At 41.2% G+C, this 19,159-nt stretch carries 18 protein-coding genes; 4 read left to right on the top strand and 14 right to left on the bottom strand.

The genetic code is table 11. The features are described from left to right. Nucleotides 1-25 precede the first annotated feature (25 nt). From PAARA_RS17075 to glyA, 9 genes are all read right to left on the bottom strand, one after another. Nucleotides 26-511 (bottom strand): phosphatidylglycerophosphatase A family protein, encoded by a 486-nt coding sequence (locus tag PAARA_RS17075; protein ID WP_062570202.1) that lies wholly within the window; start codon nucleotides 509-511, stop codon nucleotides 26-28. Continuing rightward, entirely contained in the window at nucleotides 508-1,482 is a 975-nt protein-coding gene (gene thiL, locus PAARA_RS17070; protein WP_062570201.1) for a thiamine-phosphate kinase, read from the bottom strand. The genes PAARA_RS17075 and thiL overlap by 4 nt, the downstream gene beginning before the upstream one ends. A gap of 44 nt (nucleotides 1,483-1,526) precedes the next feature. After that, complete coding sequence (nusB, locus tag PAARA_RS17065; protein ID WP_054552571.1) at nucleotides 1,527-1,937, bottom strand: transcription antitermination factor NusB; 411 nt, start codon at nucleotides 1,935-1,937, stop codon at nucleotides 1,527-1,529. Between the two features lie 15 nt (nucleotides 1,938-1,952). Further along, complete coding sequence (gene ribH / locus PAARA_RS17060; RefSeq protein ID WP_036966328.1) at nucleotides 1,953-2,417, bottom strand: 6,7-dimethyl-8-ribityllumazine synthase; 465 nt, start codon at nucleotides 2,415-2,417, stop codon at nucleotides 1,953-1,955. A 91-nt stretch (nucleotides 2,418-2,508) separates the two neighbouring features. After that, entirely contained in the window at nucleotides 2,509-3,624 is a 1,116-nt protein-coding gene (gene ribBA, locus PAARA_RS17055) for a bifunctional 3,4-dihydroxy-2-butanone-4-phosphate synthase/GTP cyclohydrolase II (RefSeq protein ID WP_062570200.1), read from the bottom strand. Nucleotides 3,625-3,665: 41 nt separating this feature from the next. Continuing rightward, the gene (locus PAARA_RS17050; RefSeq protein ID WP_062570199.1) at nucleotides 3,666-4,319 is read right to left on the bottom strand and encodes a riboflavin synthase; all 654 of its coding nucleotides are present in this window, start codon (nucleotides 4,317-4,319) and stop codon (nucleotides 3,666-3,668) included. A 4-nt stretch (nucleotides 4,320-4,323) separates the two neighbouring features. Continuing rightward, entirely contained in the window at nucleotides 4,324-5,463 is a 1,140-nt protein-coding gene (gene ribD / locus PAARA_RS17045) for a bifunctional diaminohydroxyphosphoribosylaminopyrimidine deaminase/5-amino-6-(5-phosphoribosylamino)uracil reductase RibD (RefSeq protein WP_062570198.1), read from the bottom strand. 2 nt (nucleotides 5,464-5,465) lie between these two features. Next, on the bottom strand, nucleotides 5,466-5,915 hold the full coding sequence (gene nrdR, locus PAARA_RS17040) for a transcriptional regulator NrdR (protein WP_054552576.1): 450 nt from the start codon (nucleotides 5,913-5,915) through the stop codon (nucleotides 5,466-5,468). A gap of 108 nt (nucleotides 5,916-6,023) precedes the next feature. After that, entirely contained in the window at nucleotides 6,024-7,280 is a 1,257-nt protein-coding gene (glyA, locus tag PAARA_RS17035) for a serine hydroxymethyltransferase (RefSeq protein WP_062570197.1), read from the bottom strand. A gap of 293 nt (nucleotides 7,281-7,573) precedes the next feature. Between glyA and PAARA_RS17030 the strand changes: the two genes are divergently transcribed. Further along, nucleotides 7,574-7,942, top strand: a complete 369-nt coding sequence (locus tag PAARA_RS17030) for a hypothetical protein (RefSeq protein ID WP_062570196.1) — start codon at nucleotides 7,574-7,576, stop codon at nucleotides 7,940-7,942. A gap of 48 nt (nucleotides 7,943-7,990) precedes the next feature. Here PAARA_RS17030 and thrC read toward each other — a convergent pair whose 3' ends face one another. The 4 genes from thrC to PAARA_RS17010 form a co-directional block, all read right to left on the bottom strand. Further along, nucleotides 7,991-9,274, bottom strand: a complete 1,284-nt coding sequence (gene thrC / locus PAARA_RS17025; protein ID WP_062570195.1) for a threonine synthase — start codon at nucleotides 9,272-9,274, stop codon at nucleotides 7,991-7,993. An 18-nt stretch (nucleotides 9,275-9,292) separates the two neighbouring features. After that, entirely contained in the window at nucleotides 9,293-10,219 is a 927-nt protein-coding gene (gene thrB / locus PAARA_RS17020; RefSeq protein WP_062570194.1) for a homoserine kinase, read from the bottom strand. Between the two features lie 9 nt (nucleotides 10,220-10,228). Beyond that, the gene (gene thrA, locus PAARA_RS17015) at nucleotides 10,229-12,646 is read right to left on the bottom strand and encodes a bifunctional aspartate kinase/homoserine dehydrogenase I (protein ID WP_062570193.1); all 2,418 of its coding nucleotides are present in this window, start codon (nucleotides 12,644-12,646) and stop codon (nucleotides 10,229-10,231) included. A gap of 228 nt (nucleotides 12,647-12,874) precedes the next feature. Next, complete coding sequence (locus PAARA_RS17010; protein ID WP_062570192.1) at nucleotides 12,875-13,249, bottom strand: response regulator; 375 nt, start codon at nucleotides 13,247-13,249, stop codon at nucleotides 12,875-12,877. A gap of 237 nt (nucleotides 13,250-13,486) precedes the next feature. Between PAARA_RS17010 and PAARA_RS17005 the strand changes: the two genes are divergently transcribed. Then, complete coding sequence (locus PAARA_RS17005; protein WP_062570191.1) at nucleotides 13,487-15,250, top strand: sensor histidine kinase; 1,764 nt, start codon at nucleotides 13,487-13,489, stop codon at nucleotides 15,248-15,250. A 90-nt stretch (nucleotides 15,251-15,340) separates the two neighbouring features. Then, nucleotides 15,341-16,249, top strand: a complete 909-nt coding sequence (rdgC, locus tag PAARA_RS17000) for a recombination-associated protein RdgC (protein WP_062570190.1) — start codon at nucleotides 15,341-15,343, stop codon at nucleotides 16,247-16,249. 86 nt (nucleotides 16,250-16,335) lie between these two features. Here rdgC and PAARA_RS16995 read toward each other — a convergent pair whose 3' ends face one another. Further along, a complete protein-coding gene (locus tag PAARA_RS16995) occupies nucleotides 16,336-17,178 on the bottom strand; it encodes an HDOD domain-containing protein (RefSeq protein ID WP_062570189.1) in 843 nt (280 codons plus the stop codon). A 268-nt stretch (nucleotides 17,179-17,446) separates the two neighbouring features. On the opposite strand from PAARA_RS16995, the gene PAARA_RS16990 reads away from it, so the two are divergent. After that, nucleotides 17,447-19,150 (top strand): dipeptidyl-peptidase 3 family protein, encoded by a 1,704-nt coding sequence (locus PAARA_RS16990; RefSeq protein WP_062570188.1) that lies wholly within the window; start codon nucleotides 17,447-17,449, stop codon nucleotides 19,148-19,150. The last annotated feature ends 9 nt before the right edge of the window (nucleotides 19,151-19,159 follow it).

The raw sequence follows: 19,159 nt of genomic DNA, 5'->3' as shown, positions 1-19,159 counted from the left end.
CACCAAGTAACACCTAACTCATCGTTTAAAAAGGTAAATAGCCTGCTTTAAACAAGGCTTGAACACAAATTAATGAAAATATACCTGCTAAAATATCATCAGCCATGATGCCCAAGCCACCGTGTAAACGTCTATCTAAAATTCGGATAGGACCTGGTTTAGCAATATCAAAAAAGCGGAACAATAAAAAACCAACCAATAATGACTGCCAACTTAATACGGCACCTATCATGGTGATATAATAACCAGCAACTTCATCCCAAACAATGGCTGGATGATCATGTACTCCTAAGTCATCGGCTGTTTTACCACAGGCCCAAATACCAAACACACTGATCACGATGGCGAACACCACCTGTAACCACAATGGAAAGTACATAGTTATAAAAATAAATGGTAAGGCAGCAAATGTACCGAAGGTACCTGGTGCTTTAGGCGCAAGACCTAAACCAAAACCCAAACCAAAAAACTGGTGTGGGCGTTTTAAATTGAATAAACGGTTACTGCTCAAACCGGCTCCTTCGTAAAATGCTGAAAGCCCTTACCTTGATAGTTAAATTTTTCACCATCAAGTAATAGCTCAATCTCGCCTTCGCCACTTTGAATTTGCCCAACACAACTCGCTTCAACACCGTACTGGCGTAGTTTCATATCTACCATGCTTTTATTACTTTCAGGCACAGTAAACAACAACTCGTAGTCGTCACCGTAATTTAGAATGTAATCAAACTGCTCTTTACGTGGAATTGAAGAATTTAAGGCATCTGACACAGGCACTTTATCAACATTAATCACAGCACTAACTTGCGATAGCGCTAAAATATGGCCTAAATCTGCCAGTAAACCATCAGAAATATCAATGGCTGATGAGGCTGCACCGCGTAAAACTTGCCCTGCAGCCACTCGAGGCGTCGGGTAATCGAAGCGATTATTTAAATAGCTTAAATGTTCTGGGGCAATATCAAGGCCTTGCTTACGTGCTTCTATTGCTACACCAGCATCCCCCAGTGGACCAGTTACATAAATCCAATCGCCCACTTTGGCACCACTACGACGCAACGCTTTACCTTGAGGTACGATGCCTTTAGCACAAATGGTAATCGTTAAAGGCCCTTGTGTTGTGTCACCGCCAATGATCTGCACATTGAAGTACTCTGCAATCTCATGCATGCCTTCGGTGAACTGTTCAAGCCACTCTATATTAGCATCTGGCAATGTTAAACCAACCGAAACCCACGTAGGTTCAGCGCCCATTGCAGCCAAGTCACTTAAATTAACGGCTAAAGCACGATGTCCTAGGGCACGCGGTGATATATCATCAAAAAAGTGTACACCCGCGACTAAGGTATCTGTTGTTACTGCCAGTTGGCAGTTTTCAGGCACGGTTACTAACGCACAATCGTCACCAATTCCAAGGTTTACATCACGACGAATAATGCCGCGACCTTTAAAGTAACGATTGATTAATTCAAATTCCTTCATACACAAAAAAGCCGGCCCAAGCCGGCTCTCCTTTACGGGGTTGATTACTTGCGCAGCTCTTTCACTGCTTTATCAAGTACACCGTTAACAAATTTATGACTATCTTCAGCACCAAACATCTTCGCAAGCTCAATGCCTTCATTGATTGCTACTTTATAAGGTACGTCTTCACGGAATTTCAGCTCGTAGCCAGACAGACGTAAAATTGCTTTTTCGACCATGTCTAACTCATCAGCTGGGCGTGCTAAATGTGGTGCAACGATTTCATCTAATTGCTTACAGTTAACAACAACACCGCGTGCTAGGTCTTTGAAATATTCGACGTCGATTTTAGTCACATCATTTTCAATTAACATTTGCTGTTCAATGTCAGCAATTGGGTTACCGCTTAACTGCCAAGAGTATACGGCTTGAAGTGCTAAGATACGTGCTTTACGTCTTGCTGCTGGTTTCACAGAGATTCCTTAAACTTAAATTTTGTCTAACACATTAACCATTTCAAGCGCACCTAAAGCAGCTTCGCCGCCTTTATTACCCATTTTGGTACCTGCGCGCTCAATTGCTTGCTCAATGCTTTCAGTGGTTAATACGCCAAATGCAACCGGGATATCATACTCAAGAGATACTTGTGCAAGACCTTTGTTTGATTCGCCAGCGACTAAATCAAAGTGTGGCGTACCACCTCTGATCACTACGCCTAAAGCGATGATTGCATCGTGTTCTTTCTTTGCTGCAACGCGTTTCGCTGCTAAAGGTAATTCAACGGCACCTGGTACGTAAACAACGGTAATGTCGTCGTCAGATACGCCACCTGTGCGCTTAAGCTCATCAACAGCACCTGCTAATAGGCTGCTACCAATAAAGTCATTAAAGCGAGAAATGACAATGGCAAATTTTTTGCCTGGTGCGTATTTGTTACCTTCAATAATTTTCATTTAATAACCCTAAAAAATAAGTTTAAGCGGTTGCGATTGCGCAAAAATTACGGCGCATAATACCACAAAAATATAAAAGTAGCCTAGTTAATTAAGACTGCGGCTCAACGTAATCAACCACCTCTAAGTGGAAACCAGATAACGCATGGTACTTTTTCGGACGGCTCATTAAACGCATCTTTTCAATACCTAAATCAGCTAGGATCTGAGAGCCGACCCCCACGGTACGCGATGTACCTTGGAATTTACGATGACTAACATTTTCACCCGCATCTTCAGCGGCAAATGCTTTTACCGTTGCTTCAAGCTCTTCGGTTGACTCTTGTTTACCTAAAATTACTAACACACCATCATGTTTAGCAATATAAGCCATTGCATCAGATAACCCCCAACTACGGTCTGCATTGCGATCTGAGAGCAAAATATCATTAAACGTACTTTGTAAGTGAACACGTACTAACGTTGGCTCATCTTTTGATACGTCACCTTTTTGTAAAACATAATGAAGCTGACCATCAATAGTGTCTTTGTAGGTCACTAAATCAAAGTCACCATGCTCGGTTGGCAGTTTACATTTAGCAACGCGCTCAATGGTGGTTTCGTTTAGGTTTCTGTACTCGATTAAATCCGCAATGGTGCCAATTTTTAAGTCATGCTCTTTCGCAAATACTTCAAGATCTGGGCGACGTGCCATGGTGCCATCTGCATTTAAAATTTCAACAATCACTGATGAAGGCTCAAGACCCGCTAAACGCGCTAAATCACAACCCGCTTCAGTATGACCGGCACGTGTTAACACGCCACCTGGCTGCGCCATAATTGGAAAAATATGCCCTGGTTGTACAATATCGCTCGGCACGGCACCTTTAGCAATAGCCGCTTGCACTGTGCGTGCGCGGTCGGCCGCAGAAATACCCGTTGTTACGCCTTTAGCCGCTTCAATCGACATAGTGAAATTAGTTGAAAAGGCAGCACCGTTGTTTTTGACCATAAGTGGTAATTCTAACTGCTGACAACGCTCTTGTGTCATGGTTAGACAAATTAAACCACGGCCGTGTGTTGCCATAAAGTTGATGGCATCAGCACTAATATGTTCTGCTGCGATGATTAAATCGCCTTCATTTTCTCTGTCTTCATCGTCCATTAAAATAACCATTTTACCGGCTTTAATGTCATCGATAATTTCTTGCGCGCTGTGTAAATTCATAATGTGCCCATGAGAGTATGATTAATTTGACCTATCCGTGCTTATTTAATAAAGCCAGCTTGTGCTAGCAAGCTCATTGATATGTCTGAACGGGAAGGTTGTTCAGCCCCTTTTATTAGGCGCTCTAAATAGCGAGCAATCTGGTCAACTTCTAAGTTCACCTGAGTACCCACCTGAAATTCTGCAATCGTTGTTTGCTCAGCGGTATGTGGAACAATCGTCAACTTAAAGCGATTTTGCTCGACTTCGTTGACCGTTAAACTAATACCATCAATACATACCGAACCTTTGTAGGGAATGTATTTCATTAAATCGCTGTTGGTACTTAGCCAATACTCTGTTGCACGAGCATTAGGGCTAATACTTTCTACCGTCGCAATACCATCAACATGCCCTGATACCAAGTGCCCGCCTAAACGAGAAAGTGGTTGCATGGCTTTTTCGAGGTTAACTGTTTGACCTTTTTTATAATGCGCAAATCCAGTTAAGCTGATTGTTTCGTTTGATAAGTCAGCACTAAAACCATCGCTATGTTTAGCGACAACCGTTAAACACACACCGTTGGTGGCAATACTGTCACCGAGCTTGACGTCTTTCATATCCAAATTATTGCTTTGGATACGAATAGCTAGATCACCTTGTTTTTGTGTTAGTTCAACAATTTTACCTGTTGCTTCAATTATTCCAGTAAACATAGTGCTACTCTTTATTTTCAATGTCTGTGGCTTGCTTTGCTTTTGTCGCTGTTAAGCGGATGTCGTCACCAATCATCACTGTATCAGTAAAGGTCAGTTCAGTGATATCACTCATCATGGTGACTTCTGCAAAGTTTAGTAAGCTTTTGCCCATATCACCTATTAACTTAGGAGCAATATAAACAATGTATTCGTCAATTAAATCTTGCTCTGCGAACACCCCAGCAAGGGTCGCCCCCGCTTCGAGCCAAATATGATTAAATTGTAGCTCAGTAAGACGCTTTAAAAGGGCCGATAAATCAACTTTATTGTTAACTGCTGGCACCACTTCGTGCTTAACAAAATGAGGCCATTGATGCTGATTATCAAGCGACGTGGTAAAAATAATCACTGGGCTCTCGATGCTGAATAACGCAAGCTCAGGCGTTAACCTATTTTGTGAATCAATAATGACTCGGGTCGGCTGGCGTAAAGGCAAGGATGTAGGCATGGTAAATGGAAGCTCTTCAATGCGAACATTCAGTTTTGCATTATCGGTCAAAACCGTATCTGCGCCAGTGAGTATCGCGCAACTTTGGGCACGAAACGCTTGCACGTCTTGGCGTGCTTTAGAGCCTGTTATCCATTTACTTTGGCCGTTATTTAGCGCAGTTTTACCATCTAAACTACATGCCATTTTACAAGTCACATATGGCAATCCTGATTCCATACGCTTTAAAAAACCTTTATTTAAATCGCGTGCTTGTTGTTCAAGTAAACCAGATGCAACGCTAATACCGGCGTCGGCTAAAATTTGTAGGCCGCGACCACTCACCGCAGGGTTTGGGTCGACCATAGCGGCAATCACCTTGCTAACACCCGCTGCTTTTAAACCTTCGGCACAAGGTGGAGTGCGTCCATAATGACTACAAGGCTCTAAAGTCACATAGGCAGTGGCGCCTTTCGCGTTGTCGCCAGCTACAGCCAAGGCATTCACTTCAGCATGGCCCTGCCCTGCTAATTGATGAAACCCTTCACCGACTATTTCGCCATCTTTAACCAAAACACAGCCAACATTCGGGTTTGGCGTCGTAGTAAAACGACCTTGTTTAGCAAGCTCAATGGCACGCGCCATATAAGCTGTATCAAGCTCTGTAAACGACATGATTAATCACCTAAACGAGCGATTTCTTCACCAAACTCGCGAATATCTTCAAATGAACGATAAACCGATGCAAAGCGCACATAGGCTACTTTGTCGAGTTTCTTTAGTGACTCCATGATGCACTCGCCAATTAAATGACTAGAGATCTCACGTTCACCCGTGGCACGAAGTTGAGATTTAATGATGTTAACGACTTCATCGACCTGCTCAGTGCTAACAGGGCGTTTCTCTAAAGCGCGATGCAAGCCATTGAGTAACTTGTCTTCATTGAATGGTTCGCGGCTACCGTCTTGCTTGATGACTCTTGGCATCACAAGCTCAGCGCCTTCAAAGGTGGTAAAGCGCTCATGGCATTCGTTACATTCACGTCGACGTCTCACTTGGTGACCACCGCCAACAAGTCGAGAATCAATTACTTTGGTATCTTTTGCGGTGCAAAAAGGGCAATGCATAGGGTTCAACTTCCGTTTATAAAAAACAAAAAAAGGCCGCTTAGTAAGCGGCCCTTATAATAGCAAAAAACAACGCTATTGTTATCTTAATTACGGTTTAACCAGTAATTAAGCGTAAACTGGTAATTTTTTACAGATAGCTTTCACTTTCTCTTTTACTTCTGCTTGTACAGACTCATCGTTGATGTTGTCTAGTACGTCACAGATCCAGCCCGCAAGCTCTTTTGACTCAGCTTCTTTGAAGCCACGGCGAGTAATAGCCGGAGAACCAATACGAAGACCAGACGTTACGAACGGTGAACGTGGGTCGTTTGGTACTGAGTTTTTGTTAACTGTGATGTTTGCATTACCTAGTGCAGCGTCAGCATCTTTACCTGTGATATCTTTATCAATTAGGTCAAGAAGGAATAAGTGGTTGTCTGTTTTACCAGAAACAACTTTGTAGCCACGCTCTTGAAGAACTTCAACCATAGCTTGAGCGTTCTTAACAACTTGTGCTTGGTACGTTTTAAACTCTGGTTGTAATGCTTCTTTGAAAGCAACCGCTTTAGCAGCGATGATGTGACATAAAGGACCACCTTGACCACCAGGGAATACAGCGCTGTTTAGCTTTTTGTAAATCTCTTCATCACCACATGCAGAAACGATTAGACCGCCACGAGGACCCGCTAATGTTTTGTGAGTTGTTGTAGTAACAACGTGTGCGTGAGGGATTGGGCTTGGGTATACACCTGCCGCGATAAGACCAGCAACGTGAGCCATATCTACGAATAAGTATGCACCTACTTTGTCAGCGATTTCACGGAATTTAGCCCAATCAACAACGCCAGAGTATGCAGAGAAACCAGCGATGATCATTTTTGGCTTGTGCTCTAATGCAAGTGCTTCAACTTGAGCATAATCAATTTCGCCTGTCTCTTCATTTAGGCCGTATTGAATTGCATTGTACGTTTTACCAGAAAAGTTAACGTGTGAGCCGTGAGTTAAGTGGCCACCATGAGCTAAGCTCATACCTAGTACTGTATCGTGCGGCTGAAGAAGCGCTTGGAAAACAGCTGCGTTTGCTTGTGAACCTGCGTGAGGTTGAACGTTAGCGTAGTCAGTACCGAATAATTCGTTTGCACGGTCAATAGCCAGTTGCTCAACAACGTCAACGTGCTCACAACCGCCATAGTAACGTTTGCCTGGGTAGCCTTCAGCATATTTGTTCGTTAGCTGAGAGCCCTGTGCTTCAAGCACGCGTGGGCTACAGTAGTTTTCAGACGCGATCAGTTCGATGTGCTCTTCTTGACGAGCCGTCTCTTTATTGATGGCTGCAAATAACTCTGGATCGAAATCCGAAATATTCATGCTACGTTCTAACATGGGGTCTCCTAAGGCAACGTGTATGGTGTTTTTTTGAAGGCTATATTGTACGCTTAAAACGCACTTTTGCCTATCGTGTAAAGATGAACATATTTAAACAGGGATTGAATTTATTTCACAGTGTTTTAATAATGATATTTTTTTATTGATACATAACAAAAATTTATAAATTTAAAATATTACATATATTTTTAAAATGTCACTAAATTAAAAAAGCGGCCGCTGACACTTGTATTTCCGCTTACACCAACTAATCTTATAGTATTAGTTAGTATCAAGGATGATAGCGAGACATGTTAGCCAAACCAATTTACGAAGTTGTCCCTTATGTGTACTTCTTTCTCGGGGTGAGTTGTATTACGTTAGCCAAAGATAGTGTGCCAACTTTAATCGGTATAATACTGTTTTTAATGGGCGCTAATGTGTGGCGTATGCGCTCTGAGGCCAGAAGAACTGATCACTCAAGCCAAAGAATAAAACAAACGAAATCTCACTATTACTATGAATTTAAACCATTTATTTTATTCATTTCAGCGTTCACTTTAATTCAGTGGACACAAAACGAAATAATCTCAATTATCAGTGTGTTACTGTGTATCGCCTCTTTGGTAATTCTCATTATGCGAGTTTTAAACCGTCATAGCCATTCACTACTTCATTAAAATAAGCAATATAAAAAAGAGCGGCTAAGCCGCTCTTTTTTATGGATATTACGCGAGTTTACTTAGTAGCTCAGTGCGAAGCAATTGATAATCAAACTTGATATCTTCAGCTAAACATTGCTTTGCTAATGCATCAGCAAGTGGTTTCGGCATAGGCAATTCGATGTCTAAAATTTCTTCAACACTTTCTTTAAATTTAGCTGGGTGTGCTGTCGCTAAAAAGATGCCTGCGCTGCCGTCTGCTAGATTTTCTTTCAAGCCTTGATAAGCAATTGCAGTATGAGGCTCTGCAATGTAACCCGTTTGATGAATTTTTTTCATCACCTCTTTTGTTTCTTCTTCACCTACACAGCTTGAGTAAAAATCATCATAGCTAAACCATTTGTTATCCAACATAAACTGAACACGTGGCCAGTTATTCGGTTTACTCACATCCATTGCGTTCGATAAAGACTCAAGTGTGTCATTCGGTGCCCACTCTTTGTTTTGTAAAAAACGTGGCACCGTGTCGTTTTGATTCGTTGTGGCACTTAATTTAGCAACCGGCATACCAAGCACTGCTCCAATCATTGCAGCGCACACATTACCAAAGTTACCACTTGGTACTGAGATATGCGCTTTACTGCGCTGCTCTTTTGGTAATTGGGCAATGGCTTCAAAGTAATAGCATACCTGTGCAACTAAACGACTGATATTGATTGAGTTTGCTGAGTTTAGACCAAGCTTTTGTTTAACTTCATCGTCTAAAAACGCTTGCTTTACCATGCTTTGGCAATCATCAAAGCTACCATCAACGGCGTAACAGTGAATGTTATTGCCTAACGTTGTGAATAGCTTTTGCTGCGCCAGTGATATTTTACCTTTCGGGTATAAGATCACGACATCAATATTAGGCTTATTATAAAATGCATGAGCAACCGCAGCCCCAGTGTCGCCTGATGTAGCCGTTAAAATCGTGACTTTTTCGCCTTGGTTAAATTGCGCAAGACATTCAGCCATAAAACGGCCACCAAAGTCTTTAAACGCAAGCGTTGGACCATGAAATAGCTCTAAGCAATAAATGTCTTTTTCAACTTCTACCAACTTCACATCAAAGTTAAACGCATTTTGCACCATCTGAGCAACGGTATCGGCAGGTAATTCATCACCAATTAGGTGCGATAAAATCTTGCTGCTACGGCTAACAAAGTCCAAATCTAATAACGCATCAATGTCTTGAATTGGCGTTAGGCTTTCTGGGAAGAACACCCCTTGGTTACGCCCTAAACCCGTTTTTACCGCTTCAACAAACGACACCTGTTGTGTTTCATCTTTTAAATTATGTAATTGCATGTTTATTCCTTAAATTCTTTAAAGCTGTCGTGTGCCAAGCTGATCAAGTTGACAGATGTGGCAAAAGCCCTGCTCATTGATGTAATTATCATTCAGCCACGCTGCACACTTTTGTGCAGCTGCAAAGCTCTTACACACGGTAAATAATGTTGGACCCGCCCCCGAAATACTGACAATCTCTGCGCCAAGCTCTGGTAAGGCACTTTTAGCTTCTGCAAAGCCTTGTATGAGTGGAGCACGATGTGGCTCGGCTATTTCATCACTCATAATGGATAGCGCTGCATCAAAGCGACCAGTTAGCAATAAGCTACTAAATGCAGAAAGTCGCTGTGCAAACTCAACACTATCGTGCATTGATAATTGCTTTGGCAGTACTGATCGCGCTTTTGCGGTATTCAGTGAAAAACCTGGAAAAGCCGCTACGTAATACCATTGGTTATCAACTGGTAACGAAATTGACTTGTTCGGAATAAGTTCACCAGTTAATTGCAAACCACCTAAATAACATGGCGTGATGTTATCGTAATGACGGCCGCCACTAACAATGGCTTCAAAATCAGCCATCAACTCGATAAGTTGCTCTTGTGATAAGTTCGTTTCGGCAAACTTATCAAGGGCTGCAAACGCAGCCACCACAGAACACGCACTTGAACCTAAACCTGAGCCAATTGGTAAGTTCTTTTTAAGCTCCAGTTTTACCGCTGGCATAGCCGGCGCAACGTGTTCTTTAAAGTGAATTAAACACTGATAAGCCAAGTTTTCTTCAGCATTAGCAGGCAATTTATGAGCATAGTCGCCAGAGCAGACAAAGGTATCTTGCTCAGCGGCACTCACCTCTACAACATCACCTAATAAGGTGCCATCGATAGGCGCCAGCGCAGCACCGAGTGCATCAAAGCCAACAGCAAAATTCCCGATTGAAGCGGGTGCATATACACGGATCATAACCTGCTCCTAGCGCGTTAACGTTTTTAAGATATCAGCAAATACGCCTGCGGCCGTTACTTCAGCACCTGCGCCATAACCACGAATCACAAACGGGCGTGGTTGATAATATTGACTTAAGATTGCCAGTGCATTTTCACCGTCACGGATATCGTATAAAGCATGGCTACTATCTACGGCTTCAATGCCTACTTTACATTGACCGTTTTCAATAGTGCCCACATAACGAAGTACTTTACCTTCACTTGCTGCACTTTGAATGCGGTCGTTAAACTGCGCATCAAGTGATGGTAGTTTTGCCATAAAATCGGCTACAGAATCATCTTCTGCAAACCCTTTTGGTAAAACAGATTCTACTTCAATATCGCTTAGTTCTAACTCAAGACCTGATTCACGAGCAATAATCAGTAGTTTTCGGGCAACATCAGTGCCTGATAAATCATCACGCGGATCTGGCTCTGTAAATCCACTTTCTTTTGCTTTTAACGTTGCTTCGCTAAGTGATAAACCATCTTGTAGCGCACCAAACATATACGATAATGAACCCGATAAGATACCGCTGAACTTAATAAGCTCATCACCCGCACCAAATAGCGATTTCAGATTATCAAGAACCGGTAGGCCTGCACCTACGTTTGTTTCATATAAAAACTTACGATTATTCTTTTGTGTTGCTGCCACTAAATCTTGGTAGTAAGCATACGAGCTAGTATTGGCTTTTTTATTCGCCGCAACGACATGGAAGCCTGCATTTAAGAAATCAACATATTGCGCAGCAAGTTTATCGGCTGAGCTACAATCTACGATCACAGGGTTGATTAAGTGATTTTGTTTAACAAATTGCTCAACCAGATTTAAATCAAATGCTTGCTCTGAGCTCGCTAGTTTTTCTTGCCAGCCATCAAAAGCAATGCCTTCGCTATCTAGATATAGCTGTCTTGAGTTAGCAACACCGTATAGGTTCAGCTTAATGTTGCGTTTTTCAAGCCATGCTTGTTGGCGCTCTAACTGCTGAATAAGCTCTTGACCAACTAAGCCACAGCCAAGTAGAAACACATCGATTGAAGGAATATGCGTAAAGAAGTTCTCATGGCACACTTTTACTGCGTCGTTGCATAGCTCACCATCGATAACGGCTGAAATGGCGCTTTCTGTTGAGTCTTGTGCAATAGCAACAATGTTAACCTGCGCTTGTGCCAATGAAGCAAAAAACTTAGCAGCTAAACCTTTATGAGCACGCATGTTGTCACCCACTAAAGTGACAATAGCAAGATTACGCTGTACTTGTACTGGCTCAATTAAACCAGCTTGTGATTCTAATTCGAAAGCTGTTTGTAATGCTTCAAGGGCAAGTGATAGGTCACTCTCATGCACACAGAAACTGATGCTAAATTCACATGAAGATTGAGTGATTAACACAATTGAAACATTGTCATGAGCCAGTGCATTAAATACTTTTGACGCCATGCCCACTTTGCCTTTCATACCTGGGCCTGACACCGTTAACATAGCGAGGTTTTGTAAACTTGATAGCGCTTTAACAGGATCGCTCGACACACTGTCGTTACTGATCACAGAACCTTCTGCACGTGGGTTATGAGTATTTTTAATCTCGCACGGCACACCTGCTTTAGCACAAGGTAAAATCGTTTTTGGGTGCAACACTTTCGCACCAAAATACGATAGTTCCATCGCTTCTTTATATGAAAGCGAATCAACCTTAGAGGCTTTTTTGATATAGCGCGGGTCAGCATTGTACACACCGTCTACATCAGTCCAGATTTGACACACATCAGCTTCTAAACACGCTGCTGCAATCGCAGCTGAGTAATCTGAACCATTACGGCCAAGTGTTGTAAGCTCCCCTTGCTCATTAGATGCTGTGAAACCTGGCATGATATAAATAGTACTTGGCGCCGCTTTCAATGCTTCTTGAAAACGTAGTTTACTTGCTGCTAAGTCAGCTTCAGCATCAATGTAACCACCTACAGAAGCTATACACGCCGTTGCTTCGAGGTAGCGAGCATTGCTCTCTTTAAGCATACATTCCATCAAGGCAACACTAACGCGCTCACCAAAACTGATTACATAAGCACGTACTTGGTCTGGGCAGCATTTTAAAAGTGCAACACCATCTAGTTTATTCTTAAGCTCGTTCAAGTCTGGCCAATTTGCTACCTGACCAAAATCAGCTTCAACAGCAGCTTTTAATTGTTCACAGCGTTCAACCAGTGCTTGCCATAACTCACTAAAATCTTGCCCATGTTCTGCTGCACTTGCTAACGCTACCAGAGAATCTGTCATACCACCTGGTGCTGATAGCACTAACAACATTTCATCACGTAATTCTTCTTTGACTAACTGAGCTACCTGTTGCAAACACGCGAAGTCAGCCAAGGACGACCCGCCAAATTTTAATACTCGCATTATTTATGTTTCCTCATCCCATAAACGAAAAAAGGCCTGTGTTCTAGTGAACACAGGCCTTTATATTTGTTGCACCGACCTATGCCACTATCCCGTAAGGATGATGGTTGTAATAATAATGGTCGTTGCGTGATTAAATGTTTTCATAGCCTTTAGACTGCCCTATTACTAGCTAGGCTGTCAACCCTTTACTTGAAGATAAATTATGCATTTAGGTTATAAGAAACACTAATGAATACCAAATTTATGCAAGGTCGCTTTTAAGCGGGCAATATCTATCGGCTTGTCGATAAAGTCGATAGCACCTAGTTTTGCAACTCGTTGTTTCATTTCAACTTGAATATCAGCCGAAATAACTAATACAAAACACTCTATTTTTTCAGCTTTGATGGTTTCGAGTACAGTTACGCCATCGACTTCTGGCATAGTTAAATCCAAGCACAGCAAATCAAAGCTCTGCTCTCGTAAAAAAGTAAGTGCTTCTTTGCCATTCTTGGCTTGATGAATATCAGCACTGATGCAATCACCTAAGCACCTAACAACTTGTTTCCTAGCAACGTTTGAGTCATCGCAGACAAGTACTGTGAAATTAGAACTATTCATGAGATAAAAATCTTTGCTGTAGCAAATACAACATTCAAAAAGGCTAAAGTAAAAGATGAAGTAAATTTATAACACACTTTTTAAAGTGCAGTAAGGCTAAGTTTTTTCAATATTTAGTAACAATTTATAAATGTTTCTTCAAAAAAGGATATATTTATTTATTTTTAATCATTTATTAGCTAACTTTAGAACTAGCTGAATGTATTACAATTGTCACCAAGGAGCTATGGATATTCCATGCTACAAAAAAGCCTGTCAAAAAAATTATTAACCAGCGTACTCTCGGTCTACTTTTTATTAACGTTTGTAGTTACGTGTGGGCAGGTCATTGCTGAATACGTTAATACTAAAGACTATATACGTGACGAATTAACCACCTTACAAAAAACATTTAGCCGAAGCTTAACCCGCGCCATTTGGGAGTTAAACACCAAACAAACAATTACCACGGCCGAGGGATTACTCGCCATTCCAATGATTGAAGGTATTATTGTTCGTGATGATAGCGGTGAAATATTATCCCAACTTGGGCGCTCTCTAGATATACACGAATTATACAGTCAACAACTAGTGCAAGAAGAAGCCATTATCGAGGACACCCCTTCGGGCTTATTTGGTTATACTTTCCCGCTTATTTTTGAGTTTTCAGGCAGAGCAACCCAAGTCGGTGATGTCACCCTATTTTCAAGCCGCGAAGTTGTCTTTAGCCGTATTATGATTTCAATTTATTTCTTGATTGGTAATGCGATGATCAAAACCACGTTTTTGATCATTTTATTTTTAATAGCCTTTAGAAAACAACTTACCGAGCCACTTGCACAACTCACCGAACAAATTGAAGACCTTGAGCTCAATGACTTAGAAGGTCGTCACATCGAAATCGAAACGAGTGAGCATAACGAGTTAAAAGTGATGGAAGAGTCATTCAATCGCTTAATAGATAAAGTGGTGTTGTACAGAGAAGAGCTCGAACATACCCAAAAAGAACTGCTCATAAGCAACGAAAAACTCGACCAACAAAATCTGCAATTAGAGCAAGAAGTCGCACGTAAAACATCCAACCTCAGCCAAGCTATGATGGACTTGCAACAGCAAAAATATGAGTTAGAAAAACAAAAACTAACCCTTACAGAAGAAATCGATTTACGTAAACAAACCGAACAAGAATTAATTACCAAGCAAACAGAATTACAACGTTACCTTGATGAGCTAAACATGGCACAAGAGCGCCTTGTCGGCTCAGAGAAAATGGCTGCACTAGGTGGCTTAGTCGCGGGTATTACGCATGATGTAAACACACCGATTGGTATTGGTGTAACTGCAACCTCATTTTTACAGGAGCGGTTGGACCAAATAGAAGCCGCTTACAAAGACAAAACCCTGTCGCCAAAAGCACTTGAAGAGTTTATTAATGATGCGAAACAAAGTACAAGCTTACTCACCAGTAACCTTGACCGCGCTTCAGAGTTGGTTGCAAGTTTTAAACAAATTGCAGTAGACCAAGCTAGCGAAGCGGTGCGAACCATTAACTTTAAAGAATATTTAGGGGAAGTTATTCGCTCGTTACACCCTAAGTTAAAGAAAACATCGCATCATATTAACCTTGATTGTCCTGAAGATTTAACCCTTAACTTACCGGCTGGCGCTATTAGTCAAATTTTCACCAACCTTATTATGAACTCGCTGATCCACGGCTTCGAGGGCATCGAAAATGGCCTTATTGATATCATTATTAAAGACGAAGAAGATGAAGTGATCATCGACTTTAAAGATAACGGTAATGGCGTTACCAAAGAGCAGTTAGAAAAACTTTTTGACCCATTTTTTACCACCAAACGCGACCAAGGCGGCAGCGGCTTAGGCACACATATCACCTTTAATCTAGTGAAACAAACGCTTAGTGGTGATATTGAAGTCAATAGTGAACCTGGTAAAGGCTTGCACTACCACATAAGCTTTCCAAAAAACATGCCGAAACCGCTTTCAATGTTCAACTCGTAAGCAAAACGCCATGATGCCGAAATCATTCATTTCGGCATCACTTTTTTATTGTTATGATTGGGCAAATTTATTGAAAGGATTAGCCTAATTATGTGGTTTAGTAACCTTATCTGTTACCGCTTTAAACAAGACGTCTCATATAACCAAGAAGATTTCGACAAAGCCCTAGAGCAAGACCTATTTCGTTCATGTACAGGCCAAGAGCTATCAACGTTTGGTTGGACAAAAGCATTTGGCAAACATGGCCAAACACTTTCTCATTTTTCTCAAGACAGTATTTTAGTGTGCGCTAAGCGTGAAGAAAAAGTACTACCGGCGGCCGTAATCAACGAACTTGTAATTGAAAAAGTAGAACAAATTGAAGCCGAAGAAAATCGCCCTGTTAAGAAAAAAGAAAAAGACGAATTAAAAGAAAATATTCTACATACGCTACTTCCTCAAGCATTTAAAAAATCGAGCCTACAGTTTGCCTTTATCGATCAAAAAAATGGCTGGGTAATCGTAAACAGCGCAAGCTTTAATAAAGCAGAAGAGCTACTAGCCCTACTTCGTAAATCACTTGGCACACTGCCTGTTGTTCCTGCATTTGCGAATTATGACCTTGATGTATTTTTAACAGATTGGCTCACTAAGTTCAGTGCACCTGACGGGTTTGCTATCGGCAATGATGCCGAGCTTGAAGAAGCTGATGACAGCGGAGCTCAGGTAAAACTAAAAGGTCATGACCTTTCATGTGATGAAGTAAAATCGCATCTAGAAAATGGCAAGCGTGTAACTAAGCTGGCGCTAGATTGGCAAGAGCGCGTTAAGTTTATGCTGCAAAATGATGGTTCAATCAAACGCATGAACTACTCAGAAACATTAAAAGAAGAAAACGCTGACATTCCTAAAGAAGATATGGCAGTCAAGCTCGATGCAGACTTTATCCTCGCATCAGAAGAGATCAAACAAATGTTAGAAGAGCTAACACAAGGGCTTGGTGACGCTGACGATTTATAACAGTGCGTGACACAAAAAAGTGCGATAAACATCGCACTTTTTTGTTATTTCATACTGCGTAGATAAAGATTATACCCTGTATGGTATTAGTCAGTAAAAACGGCCTTAACCTCATTGAGCATATTGTGGTACTCATCAGTATTGAACATATCAAGAGACTCAATGACCCCTTTATCAACATACATTTGCAACGCGGCCGACTTATCTGAAACTTGTAAAATTCCCTCCAGAATCGCACCTATACGGATAAAATCCACATAACAAATATGCTCAGGGCGGTAATTAGGATTTGCCCAGCTTTCAGCAACTTCAACAAATTCATCAGTGAAACCCCATGCTCGCATGATAGCACCGCCAACCTTCCCCCCTAGCTTTTGAATGGCATGGGCAAGAAAGCTAGGATTTGCAAATACTTCGGGGTGTTTTTCAGCTTCAGTAAGAATGGGTAGCACGCCAATGTTATAAACCAATGAAGCGAGTGTAATGGTATCTCGGTTCAATGAAGTGTGCTTATTCATATGTAAAAAGAAATCCATTAAGGTAATTGAATGGCAGGCAACTTTAAGCGTCTTTTGCCATGCTTTATCCATATAACCCTTAATTAACTCATTATGTGAAACAAAAAGCTGCTCCATGGCCATTGCCGTAGCAATATTCTTAATTTGCCTTAAACCAATACGAGTTACCGCTTGATGTAAATTTGTGACCTTCACTGAGCGTCCCATAAATGCACTGTTGGCCACTTTAATCATTCTTGCCGATAAAGCTGGATCATGTGCAATGACATCCGCCATCTGCATTAAATTTACATTCGGATCGTCCGCCGCTTGTCTCACTTTGACAGCAACTTCCGGTAAGGTAGGTAACACTAACGTGTCATTATTTATTCTGTCGACCAAAATGGTCAGTAAAGCATTCTCTGTTGACATATACGTGCCATCCTCTTGAATTAGCCACTTGCAAATAACGCAAACTAATGACTGACATTCTTAGATTAATTATAGTTTTAGTATTATCTAAGTTAGCGCTAAAGTTAAGAAAAACACAGAAATTATATTTTTTTATTTTTAAGTCACTACCTGATAAATAAATATTGCTTCTAGCGCAGTAAACTTGCCATATATATGTCAGATTTGCTTTAATGCGAAGACGTTCTGTTTTAAACGTAATGATTCTCTCTTTCTAACGGGCAAAAAAATGACATTAAATAAAATTAGCCAAGCACTTATCTTATCAGGTGCTGTTTTTCTTGGCGCATGCTCTAATGAGCAAGCAACCACTTCTCAAACTAAGCCTACAGCACAACAAACAAAGCAAATTACTGAAGAAAATAATCCTCAACTTATCAATGCTGACAAGAGTCGTTTAGATATTTATACAGACTTTACACTTACATCAGACTTAAGCCACTTAAGTGACAATCAAAAACAAATGGTTGGTAAGCTAATTGATGCATCAAAAATCATGGATCAACTATTTTGGCATCAAGCATTTGGTGAAAACAAAGACGCATTTTTAGCAAAAATAAATGATGAAAAAGTTCAGAAATTTGCAGATATCAACTACGGCCCTTGGGATCGTTTAAATGGCGATAAAGTATTTTTATCTGGCTACGAAGAAAAGCCACTTGGCGCAGGTTTTTATCCAAGCGATATCACTAAAGAAGAATTAAATAGCGCAAATGTTGAAGACAAAACAGGCCTTTATTCTGTAATTAAGCGTGATGAAAATGGCAAACTTTATAGCGTTGCATACTCTGTAGAATATGCACAAGAGCTTGAAAAAGCAGCGAACTTATTACGTGAAGCAAGTAAACTTGCTGACGACAAAGAATTTGCAAACTACTTAAGTATGCGTGCTGATGCGCTAGTAAGTGATGATTTCCAACCATCTGACTTTGCGTGGATGGATATGAAAAATAACCCAATTGATGTTGTTATTGGTCCTATCGAAACTTACGAAGATCAGCTATTTGGTTATCGCGCCGCCTATGAATCTTATGTACTTATTAAAGACCTTGCTTGGAGCGAGCGCTTAGCTAAGTTTGCTGCTTTCCTACCTGAGTTGCAAAAAGGCTTACCTGTTGCAGACAAGTATAAGCAAGAAGTACCCGGCTCAGATGCAGACCTAAATGCTTATGATGTTGTGTACTATGCTGGCCACTCAAATGCGGGCAGTAAAACAATTGCCATCAACCTGCCAAATGACGAGCAAGTTCAATTAGAAAAAGGCACACGTCGCTTACAGCTGAAAAATGCAATGCGCGCTAAGTTCGATAAAATCTTAGTGCCAATTTCAGAGCAGTTAATCGTTCCTGAGCAACGTAAGCACATCACCTTTGATGCATTTTTTGCTAACACCATGTTCCACGAAGTAGCCCATGGTTTAGGCATTAAAAACACCCTTACAGGTAAAGGGACTGTTCGCCAATCACTACAAGAGCATGCCAGTGCCCTTGAAGAAGGTAAAGCAGATATCCTAGGGCTTTACATGGTTGAACAACTACTTAAAAAAGGCGAAATCACTGACGGTACATTAGAAGATTATTACATCACCTTTATGGCTGGTATCTTCCGCTCGGTGCGTTTTGGTGCATCAAGTGCCCATGGTAAAGCAAATATGATCCGCTTTAACTTCTTTGCTGAAGAAGGTGCGTTTTCTAAAAATGCGGACGGCTTATACCGCGTTAACATGGAGAAAATGAGTCAAGCAATGGAAAAACTTTCGCGCTTAATCTTAACGATTCAAGGTGACGGTGATTACCAAAAAGTTGATCAGTTAATCGCAACCCATGGTGAGATTAAAGCTGAGCTTGCTAAAGATTTAGAAAAGCTAAGCCAAGCAAACATCCCTGTTGATGTAACCTTCAAGCAAGGTAAAGACGTATTAGGTTTAAACTAAACCAGTTAT

Origin of the sequence: Pseudoalteromonas arabiensis, from assembly GCF_001550155.1 — a bacterium.
GTDB classification, from domain to species: domain Bacteria; phylum Pseudomonadota; class Gammaproteobacteria; order Enterobacterales; family Alteromonadaceae; genus Pseudoalteromonas; species Pseudoalteromonas arabiensis.
The sequence above is the reverse complement of the archived record's forward strand: the minus strand, read 5'-3'. Positions and strand labels throughout refer to the sequence as shown.